Here is a 21,151-nt window from a genome sequence, read left to right as displayed (position 1 = left end):
GTAGGTTGGCCCAACCGGCTCGGTAGGGCTGAGGTGCAGGTTACACAAGCGTTTACACACGGGGTCACACAGACCTTTAACGTGGGCGCCGATAGTTCCGAAGTGATGACCGACTTGAAGGACGGTCGTCATGGTCACCACCCCGTACCTCTGCGCCAGACGCGGACGGTTCTATTTCCGACGTCGCATCCCGAGGTTATCCACACCTCATGTGCCGGTGATGGTCTCCTTGGGGACGACGGATCGCGCGGCAGCGATTAGGTTATGCGTGCAACTGACTGCACACATGGACCGGATGCTCGACGACGACCTTCATATCGACTTGCCCGAAGCGGATGTGGCGGCCTTTTTCAAGGCCGAGCTCAGCCGTTGTGTGTCGTCGGTGCGTCGTACGCGCATGGTCGAGCGCATGGATGGGAGTTTGACGGCGGAGAAGGCCCAGCGGAATCGTCTGGAAACCTTTGTGCTGCGCGGACTGGTCGAGGACGGGCTGCGGGAGGAGATGGCCCCGGAGCGGCTGAACCTTCTGGAAGAGGATGAGAGGGCGCTGGCGCAAGAGATCCAGGCGGGGATGTTCCGCGAGTTCATCTCGCCCGGCTTCAACGCCGAAATCCAGAAGCGGGCGCAGGTCGGGCGTGCCCTGACGCAGCTTGATGTTCTCCAGTTGCGGTGGGCGGCAATCGAAGCGCGCATGGCATCACACGAAGCCGCGGAGACCGTCCCGCTGCACAATGCCGAAGGTGCCCGTGACGCCGCCGTTTCCTTGCTCCGTGGTCTGATGCAGGAAGCTGTCGGCGGCTCGGCGGTCACCGCACCATCTGTCGAACAGGTAATGCCCACGGTCTCGGTAGCCCCTCAGCCCACGACCATTGCTATGCAGCAGGCATCGCCCTCTGCACAACCAATCCTCACACCGGGCGTCTCCTTGATCGAAGGGAAGATGACCGGGACCGCAATCCTCGCGCAGTTCGATGCGGCGCGCCTGCAGCCGAAGGACGAGGAGTTCGACGGGTCCGCAGAGAATGTTGTCGTCGAGCGCAGCTTCGGCGATGACATTGCCGGGACTGCCGTCCGGATGATCTGGCGGTCTACCGCTCAGGAAGACACCAAAGAGCAGAAGTTGAAATCCGTCACGCTGTTCATGTACCTGACCGGACTCCAGAGGATGCCCGACATCCGGCAGCACCACCTCGACAGGTTTTCCAAGTTGCTCGAAACCCGGATGCCCCCGAAGTACTGGAAGCGAAAGTCGGAATTCGACATGACGAGCCATGAGATCATGGAGGAAGCCAGGGGGTTGGGTAAGCCTTGCGGAATGAAACCCTCGACCATCCAGCGCCACGTGGACACTCTCATGGCATTGCTCGACCACGCGCGATCAGAAGGGACCGTGACCGACTTCATTGCGAACAAGCACGGTCTGGTGCCGGTTGATGACCGTTCAGATGACGAGAAGCGCGAACCCTTCACTCTTGATGAGATGCAGGCGTTGTTCGGACATTCCCTATGGCAAGGGTGCTCGTCGAAGGGCAACAGGCATAAGCCGGGATCCTTGGTGCTCCAAGACCATCACTACTGGGTAAACCTCTTGTTGGGGTACACAGGTGCCCGGCGTGCCGAGATTGCCGGTCTGCTCGTGGATGACTTCGGTTTCGCAGACGGCATTCCCTTCGTGCATATTCGGCCCAATCACCTTCGAGGCCTCAAGAACGCCGCCGGGCGTCGGCGAATCCCGCTTCATCCCCACCTCATGGAATTGGGTTTTGCCGAATTCGTCGAAGCTGCACGACAGCGGGAGTGGGTTGCCCTTTTCCCACAGGCGGTACCGGAGAACATTCGCCATCTCGCTCATGTCGTCACAGAGGACAAGGACGCCCATGATCCTAAATTTGGGGACGTACTAGATTACATGTTGCGGACGTCCTTGGATAAGGCGTTGAACGGCAATCCACGTAAACTGTCCTGTCATGGTTTCCGGCATTACGTGAACGACCACTTCGCCAATCTTCGGCAAGATGACGGCAGTACCTTGGCCATTCCCGACCTGGATCGGCTTGATGTGCTGGGTCACAAGCCAAGGGACGTGAACCTGGCGACATACCGCCGTGCCGAGAAGCCCCTCGGACCCTTGTATCAGGCCATCCTGACGCTGCCGCGTCTGTTCTGATCGCTCTTCTGAAAAGCAAGTCTCTGATGAACCAACGCGCCCCGGCTGCCTCCGCAGCCGGGGTTTTTTCGTTGTGTGGCTGCGATCTGCTGGAGGGGCCGCTGCCATGCGCAACGGTTCGCCCTGTTGCAACTGTAGCAACAGTTGCGCATTTGCGACCGGCTCGGCACGCGGCTACCACAGATGTAGCCGAACGGAAGTTATCCACATCTCTCTCGGCCCCAAGGGGCGAAAGGCCGCTCCAGGCGGCATAGCTTCGGAGAAATCCTGAAGAGGTAGAGATAATGACGGTAGAAATCGAAACTGTGTTTGCAGCCGCAGAGACCATGCAGGCTGAGGGCGTCGCCCCTTCGGTGCGGAAGGTGCAGGACAGGCTTGATGTGGGAAGGCATGGGTATGTCGCGCCCTATCTGGGGCTCTGGACGCGGCGCGAAAGCGATCTGGCGGAGATTGAGAATCTGCCGGACGAATACGTCAAGAACGCGCTCCAGTCAGCCTTGAAGGTCTGGAAGATGGCGCAGGAGAGCGCGGGAATCCAAGAGGCCATCCTCGTTCGCGAGATCGAACGGCTGAATCGGCGGTTTGATGAGCACGAGGAAGAGTTTCGTGCCGACCTGCGTGCCCGGGAAGAAAGCTGGGAGAAAGAGAAGGCGGCGCTCGTGGCTGAGCGCGACGAGCAGACCCGTGCTGACGCAGAGATGAAGGCCAAGGTTCAGGGGCTCGAACTGAAACTGTCGGAAATGAAAGAGCGGGTCGAGCGGGCGGAAAGCGCGAAGGCAAAAGCCGAAGACCAGAGGGGTGCAACCGAAGCACGCTATGCCGATCTTTCGAGCGCGTCGCGAAGTGAAATTGCGAAACTGGAAAGGAGGGTCGAGAACCTGATGGAACGCGCCTTGGGGGCCGAGCAGCGCGAAGCCGCGTTGGAGGAGCGGCTTCTGGATTCCAGGCGCCAAAGGGATCACGATGCGAAGCGCATCGATGACCTCATCGAGAGGCTTGTAAGTTTGGTGCCGGAGGAGCCTGCCAAGACGCGCCGGACTGAAAAGCCGCAAGCGCCGGCGTAGAACAGGTCGGCGGAAACGTTCAGGCATTGACGCGTAGTCCTAGGTCGACGCATCCGGACCTGCATCGGGAGTGCCGAGGTGGGGGGCTACGAGTGGGGTCGGAGCCGTGGCCGAAGCGGGCGGAACGTAGGAGACAGGTCGCAGCAACTCCTCGAGTTGCTCGGCATCGAGTTCACGCTCGCGCACCAAGGCATCCGCGACAGCGCGAACGACATCGATGTTCACTTGCACCGCACGCAGCGCGAGCTTCTGCGCGTCAGCCATGCGTTTCCGGACTACAGTTTGCAATTCCGGCGGCCAGGTTTCGGGCTGATCGGGGGGATACGGGAGATAGATCGGCATCAAGGTGCCTACACAGATGCGTGTTTCCGAGAACAGGGCCAGACGTGTTGCTTGCGCGATATCAGTCTCCGCGCCAGATGAAGCGTCCCCCATAACCAGCAATTCGGCAGCGCGGCCACCAAGCATTGTTGCCGTCACCTGCTCGGCTTCAAGGAGGCGAAGCGTTGATGGTGCTGGAGATGAGACATGCGACGTCTCGGTGGAAAGCACCGCGCTTTCCGGCAGCCGCAGGCCAACAGCAGCGCGGACCACTGCATGGCCGGCCTCGTGAATCGCAATTCGCCTGATTTGTTCTTCGAAACCCGCTGATACAGGCCGGTTGATGGCTTTCTCTAGGTCGTCATTGGTAAGCAGACGACCTGCACGTCGCGCGATTGCAATTGCTTTCGTAGCGGTGGTTGCGACATCCGCACCTGACATGCCGACGAGCCGTCGGCTGGCTGCCCGCAGATCGAGCGTGCCTCCAGACGATGACAGGCGCTTGCGCAGGATCGCTTCGATACCTGCTCGATCGGGAGGTCCAACATAAACGTGGGTATCAAGACGACCAGCGCGGATGAGCGCCGGATCAATGTTCGACACATGGTTGCTTGCAGCGAGCAGAACGACACCGGGTGTTCGGTGCAACCGCGTGAACAGCTCCAGCGCGTGATTCACGACACTGGTCATGTACGCGTCGTTGTGAGCATGATTTCTTGCACGATCCGGCAGGGAATCCAGTTCATCCACAAAGAACAGGCTCGGAGCGTTTCCAATGGCCTCTGCTGCGCGCTTCTCCATAGCCCCAAGGTAATGCGACAGGGATCCAGCGGCTTGTGCCTCGGCATATGAGCCACTGACGTAATGCAGCCCGGCGGATCCCGCGAGCGCCAACGCCAATGAGGTCTTGCCGTTGCCCGGAGGGCCATACAGTAAAGTGCTGCACGAAACGTCCTCCCATGCGAGCTTGCCTTCTCTCCATTGCTCGATGTCTGCAACAATACCGCGGAAATGCGCTGCGATTTCCTTGGTCAAGTGGAGATCTTCCAGGCTCATTCCATGCCGCGCGGGTGCATTCAGACGATCGATGGCATCGAGGATCACACGAACCGTTCTCCCTGGATCGGCGAGGCGCAAGGCCGCGATGACAATGGCGGCCGGGAGGGATCCGATTGCGGCATCTCGTTCGGTCAGACATGCTGCGAGCTTCCGAGAAGGCGCGCGTCCGAGCGCGCGCATGACCTCTGCGATCATGCGGCCGTCGATCGGGGGTAAATCGTAAGAACGTGTCAAAAGCGCCCGTGCAGCGTCTGAAAGTTCCGTTGGAGCGCCGACAATTGTGAGGACGCTCTTACCGCGGACCAGTGCATCATCCAGATCGTGTTGGAAGCGCTCATTCCGGTACGTCCGGTCCCTACGGTCAGATAGCTCCAGGGCAATGACGCTGAGATCTGTCATGAGGTCGACACCAACCTGGTCGGATAGTGCTACGAGGATCGCTTCCGATGCGGACATGAAATGACCGCGCAGGTTGGAGTCATTGTGAATGAGCGCGGTGACTGTCATCGGGGCAGCCAAGTCGCGCGCCGAGTCTGGCTTTTCCAGTGTGCTGATGAAACGTGCTGCCATCAGCATAGTTCCGACTGGTTGATGCGTGTTCTTTTTCTCGAGTTTGGTGATGGAGGTCTTTGTGTCGTCGGCCACGACCAAGTCGCGCAGGACGGCGCGCATAAGCCGAATTTGTGGGGTGATTTGGGGCATGAATTGTGCTCCTGTTCGAGCAAATATCGAGGTCTCCTCAGGCGGTGCCGACGGGGAACAGCGATGCATAAGGACTTTAAGGGGTGGTGCGAACTCTCAGGTCTGCGAGGAGCGCGCGAATGCGGGGCAAGGCGTCGATCCGATAGATCTCCGACGACACCCCAATCCAGTCGAGTTCAGTGGCGCAGACCACCCACTCGGGATGCTCCGTCCGCATAACCTTGTGCATCCGCTTTTCTTCTCTGAGAGCGGTGGCACCGGTTTTCAGGCCTACTTTCTCGAGCACCTTTGCGCGGATCCCATCAGTGAGAGCGAACTGATGCCGCAGCCGTGACAAGGGGCGACGGCTCATGCCGACCTTCAGGTATTCGCCTCGTCCATCTGGCAATTCAAATAGGTCGAGATAGACGAAGCTCGGTTCGGCTGACCAGTTTGGCGAGCAAGAGTTGCAGGAGAACCGACCCGACAACATATTACCGACGCTGATATCCTGCTGGTGTCCGCAATCGTGTCGATACTGTCGATATCCCAGCCTGCCGTTCGACGCTTTGCCGAGCAGGGTCCACCCCTGCGCCCGCGCCTCCTCTGCATACCGTTTTTCGAGACAGATCTCGCAGCGTAGGGCAGCCCGCCCGGACGCGATCTGCTGGATGCGGCCCCGCTGGCGTGACACCTCATGGCCACATGGTGCCCGGTAGATGGCGCGGTGGCTGTCTGTCGGGCAGGGTCTGATCAGCTCGAGACCGGCTGCACTGGCTTCCGTTGCCAAGTCGGACAGGTAGCATGACGTGCATTCGGGCTGAGCGGTTCTGAGGACATGTGCATGGACGGTCATAATAGCGTGGCAGGACATGCAGCGTAGATAGACCTTTCCACGGTCACGGCGGTCACGCCCGAAATAGGTGTAGCCTTTCTCGCGCGAGAGGAGAGGCCATGAATTTCGGGGAGGTCGCTGATCGATATCTTGGTCGGGGACATGGGTCGGCGCACGGCGAGAGCGCCGTGAAAAGTGTACGATTGGCATGGGGCAATTCCTGGAATGAAATGATCAACGGAGTCGACGACAGCGACGTCCTGGCAAAATCGGAGAAACGTTGGCGGAGTGCGGGCGGTCGTTGGAAAATACCGGACCGCCCGGACTTGCGTCAGTTGAGGTCGAAGCCTGCTTCGGACGCGCCGGCACGATACAAGTCGAGGTTGTCCAGCGCGTCGAGTCGTGCAGCGACGGCCTGCAGAACCTGGTAGAAGTCGCGATCTGCCACGGATGCATTGGGGAGGACGCATGTCTCGGCGATCAGTCGACGTGCAGCTGAAATCTCCCGGTCGAATTCGGACGCGGATTCGCTCGACATCACGGCCCGCAAGCAGAAGGTCATCGCCCGCAGAACACAGGTCTCGGGCGCGCTGGTTGCCGCGGCCGTAGTGGCGGCCAGGCAATCAGTGACGGCGTCCCAAGCATTCTCGGCATCGCGAAGGTGGGTGGCAACGGCCGGGTCGCACATCCCACCGGGCTGCCCATCGGCGGCCCAAGTGAGTTCGCGCTCTGCGGCCACGGCGGTGTCGATGCGCTCAAGGAGCTGGACGAAACAGCGCCGCAAAATGTGGGCGGTGTAGTCCGGCACGGATTTCGTTCGCGCGGTGCGCGTGGTAGCAACGGCATTAGCCATGGTGAACCTCTTATCCAGGTTTGTTGTGGTCAGGAGGGGATCGAGCGTTGGCGCGCTTGACCTCTCCGCATCCACAATGTAATCGAGATTACATGAAACCGCAAGCCTTCACGGAGGATTTCTTCATGTCCGCGCAAAAAAAAGATGTCATGGAACCGCAGATGGTTCGGATGAGTGCTGAGTTGATCGCTCGAATTGACGAAGCACGTCGGCAAGCGCCCGACCTGCCATCGAGGCCCGAAATGATCCGGCGGATGCTGGCGGAATGGCTGGATCAGCACGAGTAACAAACGCCTGCAGCGCCTTTGCTGATCACGATACTTCCATCTCGATCATGGTTGATCGTGCGCTCGGTGTCCTCACCGGTATCGAGTGAAACACGGTATGATCGGCGTTGAGCCCTGATTCCGCATACGAGATATCATTGAAAAATCATATGTCCGACCTTCGTCAAAAGGCGACGGGCTGACCTGCGTTTGATACGGTGGTCATTTTTCTTTTCGGTCGGGCAAGGGGAAACCATGGAGAGAATCCCAGTAAAACATGGGCAATGCTCCTCTGATTGCCTGAAGCGCCTCCGTTGATATCCCCAGTCGGCGTCCATGCGGCGGTGGCGTCATTCCTCATTCTTGCAATGCTGATCCTGCGTTTCGGCAATGTGCCGGGCGCTGGATACAGCAAGGCTCCTTGGACGGGCCCGCGGGAAAGGAAAATGAGATGAGCCATCGACGGAATCGCGACGCCCCAACAAAAGGGCGCCGCATTCATGCAACCGATGAGGAATGGTCCAGTGTGCAGGCGGCCGCCGCGAAAGCAGAGCAGTCGGTCTCCGCATATGTCGTTCAGGCGGCGCTGCCGGTGAAGGCCCCGGCGCCGGATGAGCGGTTGGGCGGCGCCATTCGACTGTTGACTGCCTGCCACGCTTTGCTGTCCGAAATCGCGGATCGAGAAACGCAAGTCAGCGACATCGATGCGGCAGGAGTGGCGTCAGGTCTCCACGACGTCGCTGCATTGCTCGAAGCATTCATGGTGACCATAACGGGGCTACACGACAGTGGCGAAGCAAGCTCATGCTGCTGACATGGTCACCCCATGGAAAGAACAGCGCTCGGACTGCCATCGATTATCTGACAGGTCCGGAGGTCTGGAAACCGATTGGTGGGCAGCAGCATCTGGTGATCCGTGATCCGGCCCCCGAAGTGCTTCTGGGTGAGCCTGAGTTGGTCGTTCGATACACCGATGCTCTCCCATTTCGGTGTCGTTACGCAGTCGCCACCCTCAGCCTGTCTCCTGACGATGTCTGCGTCGAGCGGTTTCGGTGTTGGGACCATGATGTCCACGAGCGCCTGCACGTCGCTGCCAGGCTGTGCATCGAGTTTGCGTTCAGTGGGCTTCCGAACCGGGCAAGACCGCCGGTGCTGGTTTCGGCTCAGACGCATACCGGGAGGGCAGAGGTGAGCATTGTTTTCCCGCGCGCTGTTGGGGAGCCCGGTGCGCGGCTCCATGCCTGGAACCCTCATCCGCCGACGTCCGGGAGTAGGGCTGATTGGGACTCGGTCATCGATGTCATCAATGACCACTTCGGATGGGCTGACCCTCGCGATCCCATGCGCCGCCAGTGGCTGTCTGCCCCCGATTGGGTGGTCGCGGAAACAGCAGAAATCCTTCGTGCCCGCCGAGCCGGGGTGTCCCCGGATTTTGATCTGGGCGCGCCATGGTTTCAGGCGTGGCGGCTGTGTCGGACAGCTGCGCGCGAAACGCATGGCGACCGCGCCGGGATCGTCGCGCGGCTGAATGCTGGGTTGGCTGATTACGGCTGGAAAGTGACCAGTGAAAGCCGGCGCGGGATCACATGCGGACCGCTGCATGGAGAAGGCCGACATGTGACCTTCACCGGAGCTGTTTTGCGTGGTGGCGAAGATGATGCCGTGGATCCGTTTGACGCAGTGGTGGCGCGTCAAACGGAGATCATGAAGGCACCCCGACGGCTCGAGGACGCCATCGCCCGGCGGTGGGCATCCAACCGGCAGCTCGGTACCTGGACATGGATCGATCCGCCAACTCCCGCGAACATTCTGGCGGGGCCAAGTCGCGCTCTGCCACCGCGCGAGCGCTTGGAACGCCTACTCGACCGAATGTTCACGCGTGCCCGACTGGCAGTCCAGTCTCTGTCGCTGGTTAACGCCCTTCTGACAATCCCGACTGGTGCCCTGCGCGCCATCGCAACAAAGCTGGAAAGCCTCAATGAGCGACAAAACCCAAGACCCGCTTCTCCTCTCTCGGATCGAGACGTTGATCGACCTTCTGCGCCGCATGTTGGATCGGGACGGCCATCCGCTGGCGGATCGGCTCGACCAATTCCTGATGGAGATCTCCCAGATCGAACGTGCAATGACGTCAGCGGCGGGGAGCCTGACGGAGGCAGTTCCGAGGATCGCAGACGTCCCGTCTCGCTCCGACTTGGCGCTGGTCGAGGCACGCATCGCATACCTGCTGGAGGAGTTGATCGACCGCCAGCACGGGCTCGAGCAGCGGCTGGATCTGCTATTTCAGCCGCCCGCTGGAGCAGGGGACGGTGGCTGAGGGAAGTCGGACGACTGGTGTGGGCCAGGCTCGGTGAGCACAGTCTGGCGTGGCGAACCGACGCGGGTGATGTCGAGGGGATCATGGTCCACGTGTCTGGGCGCGAAATCTGGATTCCCATCGCTCGAGGTCATCCAGATGCCATATGGCAGGCCGAAATCGAAAGGCAGCTTTCGCAAAATGCCGAGGACGGCGGGAATGACGACATGCGCTTCACGATCTGACTGCCGGCACGGTGCCCCTATACAGGGGCCTCATGACATTTCCTTCGGTCGACGAGATTTTTTGTGAAAATGTTCCTTGCTACTATTGCGTTGACCGAACAAGGGCATATGTGGGCTTTGTTGGAGCGCCTTTGTCCTTCTCGGCTTCTTGTTATGAAGTCCCATCCAGATGGGCATGAGAGGTTGAGATCAAGGCGCCGGGGTCATCGGGTTGCGATGGTCGAAGACGTGAGATCCGCCGCAAGTGCGGTGTTCAAATTCCCCACTTCGGATGGGGATGTACCGTGGTACGGCACTGGCTGTATTGGGGTTCGCCCATTTTCCCACAGAGGTGGGAATGCTTGGGCATAGCTACAGATCGCGAAAGTGATCTTGGCATTCCCCACTCTGGTGGGGTCGCATTGGCCGGGCGTTGCATTGTCGAGTCCGGCCAATGCGAATCCTGAATATCTTCATTTCGCTTTCCAAGAGCTGCACTTTCCAATCTTGGAAAGGCGCTCATGCTATGCGTGTCTCGCAATATATTGATAAAGCAGAGAAACCATGTTGCTCTCGCAAAACGCTGCCGATACCGTTCGACGTGAAGCCGTTAAGGGTGCAATCGCAGGATGTGTTGCCGTTCACGGTGGGCGTTGGCTAGCTCGCAGTTCGCGGATCCGGCTGAATGATTGGTGTTGCCCAGTCAGTCGAGGAGTTGGTTTGGTGAATGAGGACGCGGAGCGGAAATGAAGTTGGATAGGCAAGCTACTTTAAGGTTAATCCTGATGCATGTGGTCGACACGGTGGCTTCTGATTGGGATTTCTTATGTGGCGAAAGTACCTACAAGCATGGAGCCTCCCGCCGACCCGATCATTTGTGCTTAAAGAATTCTGGACTGGGAGGCACCTTTGCAGATCATCGATAACACCTCACATTTGTTAGGGGATGACCTTAAAGCTTCCGTCGGACGTGGTACTCGTCTGCGGATTGCAGCATCGTGCTTCTCGATCTACGCGTTCGAAGCTCTGAAGGCCGAGCTATCCAGGGTTGAAAGCCTTGAATTCATCTTCACGGCACCAACGTTTGTGCCCACCGAGGTAACAGACCGGTTGCGCAAGGAGCGCCGGGAGTTCTTCATTCCCAAGGCGCGGCGCGAAAGCGGGCTGTACGGGACCGAGTTCGAGATCCAGCTGCGGAACAAGATGACCCAGCGTGCTGTCGCCCGGGAGTGTGCGGACTGGATCCGTAAGAAGGCGCGGTTCAAGTCCAATACGACCAAGGCCCCAATGCAGCAATTCGTGCATGTTTCGGGCGCTGACGCGGAGGTCGCGTATATGCCGATCAGCGGCTTTACGGCTGTTGATCTTGGCTACCAGCAAGGGGATGCCGTTTCGAATTTCGTCACGCGGACCGACGAGCCTGCGATGGCGCGGGTCTACTTGCAACTGTTCGACCAAATCTGGTCCGATGCGGACAAGGTGGAGGATGTGACCGCTGCCATTTGCGAGCACATCGAGTCAGTCTATCAGGAGAATTCGCCCGAGCGCATCTACTTCATGATGCTATACAATATCTTTCATGACTTCCTTGATGCCGTTGATGAGGACGTCTTGCCCAACGATCTGACTGGCTATCAGGATAGCTTGGTCTGGAAGAAGCTGTTCAATTACCAGCGCGACGCCGCGACCGGGATTATCAACAAGCTCGAGACCTACAACGGTTGCATTCTGGCAGACTCGGTTGGCCTCGGTAAGACCTTCACCGCGCTGGCGGTGATCAAATATTACGAGTTGAGGAACCGTTCTGTCCTGGTGCTTTGCCCGAAGAAGCTTGCCGACAATTGGCGGAATTACAATTCGAACCTTACGACGAACATCTTCGAGAGGGATCGGTTCAACTACCAGGTCCTATGCCACACAGACCTGTCCCGTACTTCCGGCGAGTCCTTCGGGATACCTCTGAACCGTCTGAACTGGGGCAACTTCGACTTGGTGGTTATCGATGAATCCCACAACTTCCGGAACAACGACGTCTATAAGGACCGCGAGACCAGATACCAGAAACTCATGAATAAGGTCATCCGCGCGGGAGTGAAGACCAAGGTTCTGATGCTGTCCGCGACACCGGTGAACAACCGCTTCACGGACCTGCGCAACCAGCTTGCCTTGGCGTATGAAGGGCAGTCCGATGCGCTGAGCAAAAGCCTGAAAACCGAGGCCAGTATTGAGGAGATTTTCCGTCGCGCGCAGAAGGCCTTCAACGACTGGTCCACCCTCCCGCCGGAAGAGCGTACTGCAGCGTCCATCCTGCGTGGGCTTGATTTTGATTTCTTCGAGCTGCTGGACGCGGTCACCATTGCACGGTCGCGCAAGCACATCGAGACCTTCTACGACACCAAGGACATCGGGAAGTTTCCACAGCGGCGGAAACCCCTGTCGTTCCATTGCCCCATCACCGACCGGCCCGATGTGATGGGGTTCAACGATATCTTCACCCAGCTGTCGGTTCTGAAGCTCGCGGTTTATGCCCCGATTAGCTACATCCTGACCAGCCGCCTCAGGAAGTACGAAGAGATCTACGATACCCAGACCGAGGGCGGGCGCGGGAAACTGCGGCAGGCGGACCGTGAGCAGAGCTTGCAGGCCCTGATGACGACCAACCTTCTGAAACGGCTGGAAAGCTCCGTGGCAGCCTTCCGCCTGACCCTGAGGGCCTTGGCGGGGAATATCTCGCGCACCCTCGACGCTATTTCTGAATTCGAGAAGACCGGGCGCGGTGAAGGCGTACGCGACTATCTGGCGGACACCGATTTCGATCCTGAAGACGACGATCTGTCAGGCCTCGACGAATTCACGGTTGGCAAGAAGGTCCAGATCAGCCTTGCCGATATGGACCTGCCATCATGGAAGAATGACCTCTCTGGGGATCTGTTGATCATTGAGGAACTGATTGCCTCGATGGACAAGGTGGCGCCGGCAGATGACGCAAAGCTACAGCACCTGCTCGACCTTATCCGACAGAAGGTGAATGCCCCCCTCAACCCGGGCAACCGCAAGGTTCTCATCTTCACCGCCTTCGCCGACACAGCGAATTACCTTTACGAAAATCTGGGGCCCTTCGCCCGCGGGCTGGACCTGCATGTGGGCAAGGTGACAGGCTCGGACTCCCCGAAGACCACCCTGAAGAAATCCCATGATTTCCAGAGCGTCCTGACGCTGTTTTCCCCGCGATCCAAGGAGAAGGCGGTCGTCCTCCCGGATGAGAAGGACGAAATCGACATCCTTGTCGGTACGGACTGTATCTCGGAAGGTCAGAACCTTCAGGATTGCGATTTCCTGATCAATTACGACATCCACTGGAACCCGGTGCGGATCATCCAACGGTTCGGGCGGGTCGACCGGATCGGGTCGCCCAACAGCCAGATCCAGCTGGTGAACTACTGGCCGGACATCACGCTCGACGAGTATATCAATCTCAAGGAGCGGGTAGAGAACCGCATGGTGATCTCGGACATCACCGCGACCGGGGACGACAACGTTCTGACCGCCAAATCCAGCGACATCGCCTACCGCAAGGAGCAGCTGAAGCGCCTGCAGGACGAAGTGATCGAGCTGGAGGATGTAAAGGCCGGCATCTCCATCACCGACCTCGGGCTGAATGACTTCCGCATGGATCTGCTCAACTACGTCAAGGAGCATGGCGATCTGCACAACGTGCCTTTCGGCATGCACGCGGTGGTGCCCGCCCAGCCTGAACGCGGCCTGCATCCCGGCGTGATCTTTGCGCTGAAGAACATCCACGACAGCGTCAACGTCAATCAGCAGAACCGCCTGCACCCCTATTACCTCGTCTACATCGACGACAACGAACAGATCGTCGCGGATCATACCGAGGTGAAGCGCCTGCTCGACCTGATCCGCAGCAGCTGCAAGGGGCGGATGGAACCGATCCGCGATGTCTGCCAGGTCTTCAACGCTCGCACAGGGGACGGGCGCGACATGAGCCGCTATTCCGACCTGCTCTCCGGGGCCATCCGGTCCATGATCGAGGTGAAGGAAGACAAGGACATCGACAGCCTGTTCGGTGGCGGCCGCACCACGGCGCTTACCCACACGATCAAGGGACTGGACGATTTCGAGCTGATCGCTTTCCTTGTGATCGAGGGAGGATGAGTCATGACGCTGTACGACTGGCCAAGGGCGGCGGCCTTTGGCCGGGTGATCCCGAAGAACAAGATCTACGAACACGCCGGGGCCAACACGCAGCTCAAGGATCTCTTTGTGCGTGAGGTGGATCAGATCGTCTGGTCGCACAAGCTGGCGCCCGAGACGGTGAACCTGCCGGCGACCAAGCAGGTGGCAGAGGTGCAGGTCTTTCGCATCACCTTGCGCACCGCGACGCCGGATATGCTGGTGCTGCGGTCCATCGACAAGGCCATTCCCTTTCCGCTGATCTTCGAGCTGGTCCATGGCGGGCGCATCCGCACGGCGGGGGCCTACAAGAAGGCCGGCGGGGCGGACGGGACGCGCTGGATGGTGCGCGAATATTTCCAGTCGGCCTGGCAGCTGGAGGATACGGCGCGCGAGCCCCTGCCGGTTGCGCTGACCATGGGTGCGCTGTACGAGCGGCTTCTCGAACCCTTGGTCGCGGGGCGGACGGCGCAGCTGGTGCCGGGCTACGGCGAGAAGGCCCAGACGGGCTTTGCCGGGCCGGAGCCGGAGGCACGGGTCACGCTGGAAGAGCGCATCGCACAGACCGAGGCGATCGAGCGGCAGACGCGGGAGGTCGCGCGGATCAAAGCGCGGCTGGGGCGTGAAAAACAATTCAACAGGCGCGTCGGCATCAACGCCGAATTGCGCGCAGCCAAACAGGAACTGGCGCGGCTGACGGCGGGTGGCCGGGTTGCCCAGACAGATGAGTGAGAGACCGAGCATGGACAAACTGAAGATGCACAGCCCCGACCTGAGCCAAGACAACATCGCGAAGATCCGCGATCTGTTCCCCGGTTGTGTGACCGAGGCACGGGACGAGGCGACAGGCGGGCTGCGTCTGGCGGTGGATTTCGATGCGCTGCGTCAGGAGCTGAGCGACCATATCGTCGAAGGACCGCAAGAGCGGTATCGGTTGGATTGGCCTGGGAAACGGGAAGCGATGGCAACAGGGCAAGGACCGGAAGCAAAAACTGTTCGCCCAAAGGAAGCAGAGAGCTTTCGATTCGATGACACTAAGAATCTATTTATCGAAGGCGATAATCTTACGGCCTTGAAGTTGATACAGGATGGACTCTTAGGGGCGGTCAAAATGATCTACATTGATCCTCCGTATAATACAGGATCGGATTTCGTGTATGAAGATGATTTCTCTCAGGGTTCGAGTGAGTTCCTTCGGCGATCGATGCAGATTGATGAGGCGGGAAACCGATTGGTTGCAAACACGGATAATAATGGGCGTTTCCACTCCGACTGGCTATCAATGATATACCCGCGTTTGAGAATTGCTCGATCTTTGATGTCCTCTGATGGTCTGATCCTGATAAGTGCCGACGATAATGAAATTCATAACCTGCGCAAGGTTTGCGACGAAGTTTTCGGGGCTGATAACTTTATCGACAACATAATATGGAAGAAGAGATACGGAGGTGGAGCCAAGGAAAAACACCTGGTCTCCATTCATGAGTATATACTGATGTATGCTCGGGATATTGAATCTGTTGCCAACATGTATGTGCCTTTGACAGACGCGCAAGTTGAAAGGTACTACACCAACCAAGACGAATTTTTCGAAGAAAAGGGTCCTTTTCGTACTCACCCCCTTGAGGCGATGAAGAGCTTTGAAGATAGGCCGAACCTGAACTTTTCAGTTAAGGCGCCAGATGGTTCAGACATTTGGCCGAAACGGCAGTGGAGGTGGAGCCGGGAGCGTATGCAGAGCGCTCTTGATGCTGGAGAGGTTTACTTCCAGAGGGCCAAAGGAGGAAGTTGGTCTATTTCGTCAAAGCAATACTTGAAAGAGAGCGGTGGAGATGTGCGAGCCTCAAAGTTCTTTTCCATTATAGATGGCGTTTATGGGCAGCATGGTACCAATGAGATTGTTGATATTTTCGGTAACTCCCAGGTGTTTCCATTTGCTAAGCCTTCCGAGTTGATCCGGCGACTTGTTGAGCTTGTTACTTTTGAAGAAAAAGATGGGTTGATCTTGGATTTCTTCGCGGGATCAAGCTCAACTGCCCATGCAGTTTTTGCGCAAAATGCCAAGGATGGTGGCCGCAGATCGTTCATTCAAATTCAGATAGATCAACCCCTGGATGAGGGGGCTCTCAGCTCCAAGGTCGCTGCGAAGTTTTGCAAAGAACTGGGCGTTCCGGGAACCGTCGCAGAAATAGCGAAAGAACGCATTCGCCGTGCTGGCAAGAAAATCCTCGCCGGCGACTGCCATCCCGACTGGAACCGCGATGTCGGTTTCCGGGTGCTCAAGGTCGACACCTCGAACATGAAGGACGTCTATTACCGCCCGGACGAGCTGAACCAGGCCGACCTGCTCGACATGGTTGACAACGTGAAGCCGGACCGCACCCCCGAGGACCTGCTGTTCCAGGTGCTGGTCGATTGGGGCGTGGATCTGACGCTGCCCATCCGCCGCGAGGAGGTGATGGGCAAGACCGTCTTCTTCGTCGATGACAACGCCCTGATCGCCTGCTTCGACAAGGGCATCACCGAGGAGATGGTGAAAACGCTGGCGGGCCACGAACCCCTGCGGGTCGTCTTCCGCGACAACGGCTTTGTCTCTGACGCGGTGAAGATCAACGTCGAGCAGATCTTCCGCCAAATGTCTCCCACCACAGACGTCAAAGCAATCTGAGGCAGACCATGAAGCTCAAGTTCAAGGTTCAGCCTTACCAGACGAACGCGGTCAACGATGTGGTCGATTGCTTCGAGGGGCAACCCATGTCGACCGGGCTGTCTTTTCGCATCGACCCAGGTGTTGAGAAGAAGGGGCAGCAGCTTCGCGCGGCGTCGGAATACGAAGGGTTCAAGAACGCGGATCTGGCGCTGACCGATCTACAGATCTTGGAGAATATCCAGAAAGTCCAGCGACGGCAGAACCTGCCCGCGACGGAGACGCTGACGGATTTCACGACCTTCGACAACAAGGGCGCGCGTATCCCGGTCAAGGCCGCGTACAAGAAGGAAGCCCTCGCCGCGACCAAAGTACATCTGGATGTCGAGATGGAGACCGGCACGGGCAAGACCTACTGCTACATCAAGACGATCTTCGAGATGAACAAGCGGTACGGCTGGTCGAAGTTCATCATCATGGTGCCGTCGATCGCCATCCGGGAGGGGGTCCAGAAATCCCTGCAGATCACCGCAGAGCATTTCACGGAGAGCTACGGTAAGAAGGCGCGGTTCTTTATCTATAACTCGAAACGCCTGCACGAGTTGGAGAGCTTCTCCTCGGATGCCGGGATCAACGTGATGATCATCAACATCCAGGCGTTCAACGCGCGTGGAAAGGATAATCGGCGCATCTACGAAGAACTCGACGACTTTCAGTCGCGCAAGCCAATCGACGTGATCGCTGCGAACCGTCCCATTCTGATCCTGGACGAGCCGCAAAAGATGGAGGGCAAGGCCACGATGGCGGCCCTGCCGCAGTTCAACCCTCTCTTCATCCTGCGCTATTCGGCAACTCATCGGACGCAACACAATCGGGTCCATCGTCTGGATGCGTTGGATGCATACAATCAGAAGCTGGTGAAGAAGATTGCCGTTCGTGGGATCCAGACGCGCGGGCTGGCAGGCACGAATGCATACCTGTTCCTCGAAGGGGTCGAGATACGCGGCTCTGGCAAGGCGCCAGTTGCGCGGATCGAGCTGGAAGTCAAACTGAAGTCCGGCGAAATCAAAAGACAGTGGCGCCGTGTCGAGTTTGGGGGTGACCTATACACCTTGTCGGGTGAGCTAGATCAGTATCGGGGATTTACCGTCAGCCAGATCGATGCCCACAACGATTTTGTCGAGTTCACGAACGGCGAAAAACTGCAGTCCGGCGAAGCCAGTGGGGATGTGTCCGAGCGCGATATCCGCCGCATCCAGATTCGGGAGACGATCAAGGCACACCTGGACAAGGAAAAGCAGCTCTACGCCCGTGGTATCAAGGTCCTGTCGCTTTTCTTCATAGATGAAGTGGTGAAGTACCGGGACTACGGTCAGGGTGACGAGAAGGGCGAGTATGCCCGGGTATTCGAAGAAGAGTATCAGCTGCTGAAGGACGACTACCTGACGAGCCTTGAGATCGACGACGAGGACTATCGCAAATACCTCCGCGGCATCGATCCCGCGACCACGCACAACGGGTATTTCTCCATCGACAAGAAGACGAACCGTCTTAAGAACCCGGCGGTTGGGGCGAGGTCGGTCGATTCCGATGATGTGGATGCCTACGATCTGATCCTCAAGGACAAGGAACGGCTGCTCTCCTTCGACGAGCCAACGCGCTTCATCTTTTCGCATTCTGCCCTGCGCGAAGGCTGGGACAATCCGAACGTGTTTGTGATGTGCATGTTGAAACACAGCGAAAACATGATCTCCCGTCGGCAGGAAGTCGGGCGCGGCCTGCGGTTGAGCGTCGATCAACATGGAGATCGCATGGACCACCCGTCCGTGGTCCACGACGTGAACGTGCTCACGGTTGTCGCCAGCGAGAGCTACAAGGATTTCGTGGGAGGGCTGCAGAAGGAGATCGCAGAGACCCTGTCCATGCGTCCGCGTCAGGCAACGCAGGCCTTCTTCACTGGAAAACAGATTGAGACTTATGAAGGGCCCATCGAAGTCACGCCAGCCATGGCAAAACAGATTTATCGGTACTTGGTCAAGAACGACTACACGGACGATGCAGACCAGGTATCAAGCGAATACCACGACGCGAAATCGTCTGGGTCCCTTGTCGAGCTGCCGGAAGAACTGAGGCCTCACGCCGAACAGATTTTCAAACTTATCGACAGCGTCTTCAGCGAATCTCAGTTGCCGAAGGTCGATGACGGTCGGAAGCCGAAATCAAATCCTTTCAACAAGGACAACTTTGACAAGAAGGCCTTTCAGGATCTGTGGTCGCGGATCAACCGCAAGGCTGTCTACAAGGTGGATTTCGACAGCGAAGAGCTCACTACGAAATGCGTCAGCGCACTCGACCGCCTCAAGGTGACGCCATTGCGTTACACCGTGCAGACCGGTGTTCAGAATGATGGGCTGACGGATGGCCAACTGCGGGGTGGCACTGGCTTCTCGGTCACCAAGACGGAGACCGAAGAGGGCAAATCCGTCCACTCCTTGGTGAAATACGATCTGGTGGGCAAGGTGGCTGAAGGTGCCCAGCTGACCAGAGATACAACCGCCCGTGTTCTTCGGCAGATGACACCGGCGGTCTTTGGGCAGTTCGCCCAGAACCCGGAGCACTTCATTTCCGAGGCGTCTCGCATCATCGCCGAACAAAAGGCTGCCATGGTGATTGAACGCCTGGCCTATGATGAAGTGGATGAACGGTACGAAGTCGACATCTTCACGGCGAACCAGACGGGACAAGATTTTTCGCGTGCGTCGGCAAAGCTGAAGAACCATGTCTACGACTACGCGATCACGGATTCCGACGTGGAGCGCAAATTCGTAGAGGAACTGGACGTGAGCAACGAAGTCATTGTCTACGCCAAGCTTCCTCGCGGATTCCTCATCCCGACCCCGGTCGGCGACTACAATCCTGACTGGGCGATTTCATTCAGAAACGGGAGTGTCCGGCACATCTACTTCGTTGCGGAGACCAAGGGCTCGATGTCCAGCATGAAGTTACGCGAGATCGAGAAGACCAAGATCGAATGCGCCCGAAAGTTCTTCGCAGAGATATCGAAAGATATAGCCGGAGACAGGGCGAAGTATGATGTCGTTACAGACTACGCGACTTTGATGGACCTGGTCTCGTGATGCCGGCATCTCGATGTCGGATGTCGGGCAGCTTGCTGCCCGACCACTGTACCGAAGGGCGGCGCCATCGGAAGGCCTTCACCCTCCGCGAGGCCCTGTTGAAGAGGCGGGATATCATCTGGACGTCTGCAGCTTGGCGATGTAGTCCTGTTTACACAAGAGTTCACACATATCATCACTGAGGAATGTGTAGTCTGCGTATAACCGTCTGAAAAGATTGCGGTTTCGAATTTTGGCAAGTGTCGGTGGGTATCCTACCACCCCAGCCACAAAATTTCGTAACATTTTGTTCTGAAACGGTTTTGCACCGACCGTCTTATGTGATGTACACGCAGGTGTATCACAGGACTGTCACACAGACCCGTTCCGCTCCAACAGGAGCAAACAAAATGTCTCTCGCCCCAAATCTACTCCGTCGTGGTGCAAGTTATTCTTGGCGACGCCGTGTGCCGTCGGCGGCTTTACGCACAATTGTCCGATGCCAGCAGAAAATTTTGCAAAGGAATCAGAAATTTCAGTTGGGTAATGCATACTTTCAGGTGTCGCTCGGAACGTCTTGCCCAAGGCAAGCGAGATCTCTGGCGCATTTGTTGAACTTTACGAGTGAGAGGCTCTTTACAACGCTCGAACAACGACACCTGACGACGGAACAGAAAATCCAGTGGGTAAAAGCGCGCACGCAATACCAGAATGAACTCCTGCACCAGCTGCGCGCCATCTCTCATGGTAGCACAGCTCCGCGCGATGACGCATCCCTCCTGGCAAAGACTCATTACCTGCATAATCGCGCACTGGATCGTCTGCGCGGCCACGCCTTTCGCCTACTAGCACAGCACGGCGAAGATGTGCATTTTGACATCGACCTTGATGACGAACTCCGTCAATGCAATTTTGGCAGAGCCGAACTGGAGGAAGGACAAGTCCATCTCGACCTGCTGAAGCAAGAGTACTTCAAGTACACGCCGGGTTTTGGTCGGTTTGGAAATCGACGCGTTAATTCGCTTGCAGCACTGGCAGAACAGCTCCTTGGTCTAGAAGACGTTGACGGCATTACCGCGACAGAACTTCGTCAACTCGAGCTCATGTCGAAAGCGGTAGCGCATCTACAAACGCACAGTTCTTTCGAGACGCGTTTCAAGGAACTGCTCGAGGCTGCCAAAGAAAGCGAACAAGCCTCTGCGATAGCATTTTCGCCAGTTCCGTTTTCTCCACAAAAGCAGAGACTTTCCCAGACCAGACACCGACCCCGCAAATCGAGGTCCGGGATAAATTGTCAACGGCGGAGTAAAATTCGGCCATTGTGGCGGAGCAAAAGTCGGCCAGTTTGGGGCGAGCGCCTTGGAGCGTGCGGCCCTCATATAGCAAGCCCGGTCCAAGGCGCATTGGCCGTCAGGCCAATTCTGTGAGGTT

The 21,151-nt window shown here is 57.8% G+C and carries 15 protein-coding genes; 12 read left to right on the top strand and 3 right to left on the bottom strand.

Going from position 1 to position 21,151, the window contains the following annotated elements:
• Positions 1–33: 33 nt before the first annotated feature.
• From AB9K37_RS03085 to AB9K37_RS03075, 3 genes are all read left to right on the top strand, one after another.
• Entirely contained in the window at positions 34–261 is a 228-nt protein-coding gene (locus AB9K37_RS03085; protein WP_369835523.1) for a hypothetical protein, read from the top strand.
• Positions 188–2,167: a hypothetical protein gene (locus tag AB9K37_RS03080; RefSeq protein WP_369835521.1), complete on the top strand. Its 1,980-nt coding sequence runs from the start codon at positions 188–190 to the stop codon at positions 2,165–2,167. Before AB9K37_RS03085 ends, AB9K37_RS03080 begins: the two co-directional genes overlap by 74 nt.
• 284 nt (positions 2,168–2,451) lie before the next feature.
• Entirely contained in the window at positions 2,452–3,231 is a 780-nt protein-coding gene (locus AB9K37_RS03075) for a hypothetical protein (protein WP_369835500.1), read from the top strand.
• A gap of 39 nt (positions 3,232–3,270) precedes the next feature.
• On the opposite strand, the gene AB9K37_RS03070 is transcribed toward AB9K37_RS03075, so the two are convergent.
• The 3 genes from AB9K37_RS03070 to AB9K37_RS03060 all read right to left on the bottom strand — a co-directional run bounded on the left by AB9K37_RS03070 (position 3,271) and on the right by AB9K37_RS03060 (position 6,980).
• Positions 3,271–5,313 (bottom strand): AAA family ATPase, encoded by a 2,043-nt coding sequence (locus AB9K37_RS03070; protein WP_369835499.1) that lies wholly within the window; start codon positions 5,311–5,313, stop codon positions 3,271–3,273.
• 76 nt (positions 5,314–5,389) lie between these two features.
• Positions 5,390–6,337 (bottom strand): hypothetical protein, encoded by a 948-nt coding sequence (locus tag AB9K37_RS03065; protein ID WP_369835498.1) that lies wholly within the window; start codon positions 6,335–6,337, stop codon positions 5,390–5,392.
• Positions 6,338–6,458: 121 nt separating this feature from the next.
• Positions 6,459–6,980, bottom strand: coding sequence for a hypothetical protein (locus tag AB9K37_RS03060; protein ID WP_369835497.1), 522 nt, complete (start codon positions 6,978–6,980; stop codon positions 6,459–6,461).
• Positions 6,981–7,105: 125 nt separating this feature from the next.
• On the opposite strand from AB9K37_RS03060, the gene AB9K37_RS03055 reads away from it, so the two are divergent.
• The 9 genes from AB9K37_RS03055 to AB9K37_RS03015 all read left to right on the top strand — a co-directional run bounded on the left by AB9K37_RS03055 (position 7,106) and on the right by AB9K37_RS03015 (position 21,147).
• Positions 7,106–7,267, top strand: a complete 162-nt coding sequence (locus AB9K37_RS03055) for a ribbon-helix-helix protein, CopG family (protein ID WP_369835496.1) — start codon at positions 7,106–7,108, stop codon at positions 7,265–7,267.
• A gap of 430 nt (positions 7,268–7,697) precedes the next feature.
• The gene (locus AB9K37_RS03050; RefSeq protein WP_369835495.1) at positions 7,698–8,060 is read left to right on the top strand and encodes a hypothetical protein; all 363 of its coding nucleotides are present in this window, start codon (positions 7,698–7,700) and stop codon (positions 8,058–8,060) included.
• A gap of 1,164 nt (positions 8,061–9,224) precedes the next feature.
• Entirely contained in the window at positions 9,225–9,563 is a 339-nt protein-coding gene (locus tag AB9K37_RS03045; protein WP_369835494.1) for a hypothetical protein, read from the top strand.
• Positions 9,564–9,580: 17 nt separating this feature from the next.
• Positions 9,581–9,787 carry a hypothetical protein gene (locus AB9K37_RS03040; RefSeq protein ID WP_369835493.1) on the top strand — a complete coding sequence of 69 codons (207 nt, stop codon included), beginning with the start codon at positions 9,581–9,583 and terminating at the stop codon, positions 9,785–9,787.
• An 888-nt stretch (positions 9,788–10,675) separates the two neighbouring features.
• On the top strand, positions 10,676–13,939 hold the full coding sequence (locus AB9K37_RS03035; protein WP_369835492.1) for a helicase-related protein: 3,264 nt from the start codon (positions 10,676–10,678) through the stop codon (positions 13,937–13,939).
• 3 nt (positions 13,940–13,942) lie between these two features.
• Positions 13,943–14,689 (top strand): DUF4391 domain-containing protein, encoded by a 747-nt coding sequence (locus tag AB9K37_RS03030; RefSeq protein WP_369835491.1) that lies wholly within the window; start codon positions 13,943–13,945, stop codon positions 14,687–14,689.
• A 10-nt stretch (positions 14,690–14,699) separates the two neighbouring features.
• Complete coding sequence (locus AB9K37_RS03025; protein WP_369835490.1) at positions 14,700–16,625, top strand: site-specific DNA-methyltransferase; 1,926 nt, start codon at positions 14,700–14,702, stop codon at positions 16,623–16,625.
• Positions 16,626–16,633: 8 nt separating this feature from the next.
• Positions 16,634–19,741: a type III restriction-modification system endonuclease gene (locus AB9K37_RS03020; RefSeq protein WP_369835489.1), complete on the top strand. Its 3,108-nt coding sequence runs from the start codon at positions 16,634–16,636 to the stop codon at positions 19,739–19,741.
• Positions 19,742–20,130: 389 nt separating this feature from the next.
• Positions 20,131–21,147: a DUF6538 domain-containing protein gene (locus AB9K37_RS03015; RefSeq protein ID WP_369835488.1), complete on the top strand. Its 1,017-nt coding sequence runs from the start codon at positions 20,131–20,133 to the stop codon at positions 21,145–21,147.
• The last annotated feature ends 4 nt before the right edge of the window (positions 21,148–21,151 follow it).

Origin of the sequence: Donghicola sp. XS_ASV15, assembly GCF_041224595.1 — a bacterium.
GTDB lineage: Bacteria > Pseudomonadota > Alphaproteobacteria > Rhodobacterales > Rhodobacteraceae > Donghicola.
Note: the sequence above shows the minus strand (reverse complement) of the source record. Positions and strands in the feature narration are given on the sequence as shown.

What these genes read in the sequence shown, in the direction of transcription:
- AB9K37_RS03020 (WP_369835489.1), top strand. Translation starts at nt 16,634, where the DNA reads ATGAAGCTCAAGTTCAAGGTTCAGCCTTACCAGACGAACGCGGTCAAC.
- AB9K37_RS03075 (WP_369835500.1), top strand. Translation starts at nt 2,452, where the DNA reads ATGACGGTAGAAATCGAAACTGTGTTTGCAGCCGCAGAGACCATGCAG.
- AB9K37_RS03065 (WP_369835498.1), bottom strand. Translation starts at nt 6,337, where the DNA reads ATGCCAATCGTACACTTTTCACGGCGCTCTCGCCGTGCGCCGACCCAT.
- AB9K37_RS03070 (WP_369835499.1), bottom strand. Translation starts at nt 5,313, where the DNA reads ATGCCCCAAATCACCCCACAAATTCGGCTTATGCGCGCCGTCCTGCGC.
- AB9K37_RS03050 (WP_369835495.1), top strand. Translation starts at nt 7,698, where the DNA reads ATGAGCCATCGACGGAATCGCGACGCCCCAACAAAAGGGCGCCGCATT.
- AB9K37_RS03015 (WP_369835488.1), top strand. Translation starts at nt 20,131, where the DNA reads ATGTCTCTCGCCCCAAATCTACTCCGTCGTGGTGCAAGTTATTCTTGG.
- AB9K37_RS03025 (WP_369835490.1), top strand. Translation starts at nt 14,700, where the DNA reads ATGGACAAACTGAAGATGCACAGCCCCGACCTGAGCCAAGACAACATC.
- AB9K37_RS03060 (WP_369835497.1), bottom strand. Translation starts at nt 6,980, where the DNA reads ATGGCTAATGCCGTTGCTACCACGCGCACCGCGCGAACGAAATCCGTG.
- AB9K37_RS03045 (WP_369835494.1), top strand. Translation starts at nt 9,225, where the DNA reads ATGAGCGACAAAACCCAAGACCCGCTTCTCCTCTCTCGGATCGAGACG.
- AB9K37_RS03055 (WP_369835496.1), top strand. Translation starts at nt 7,106, where the DNA reads ATGTCCGCGCAAAAAAAAGATGTCATGGAACCGCAGATGGTTCGGATG.
- AB9K37_RS03030 (WP_369835491.1), top strand. Translation starts at nt 13,943, where the DNA reads ATGACGCTGTACGACTGGCCAAGGGCGGCGGCCTTTGGCCGGGTGATC.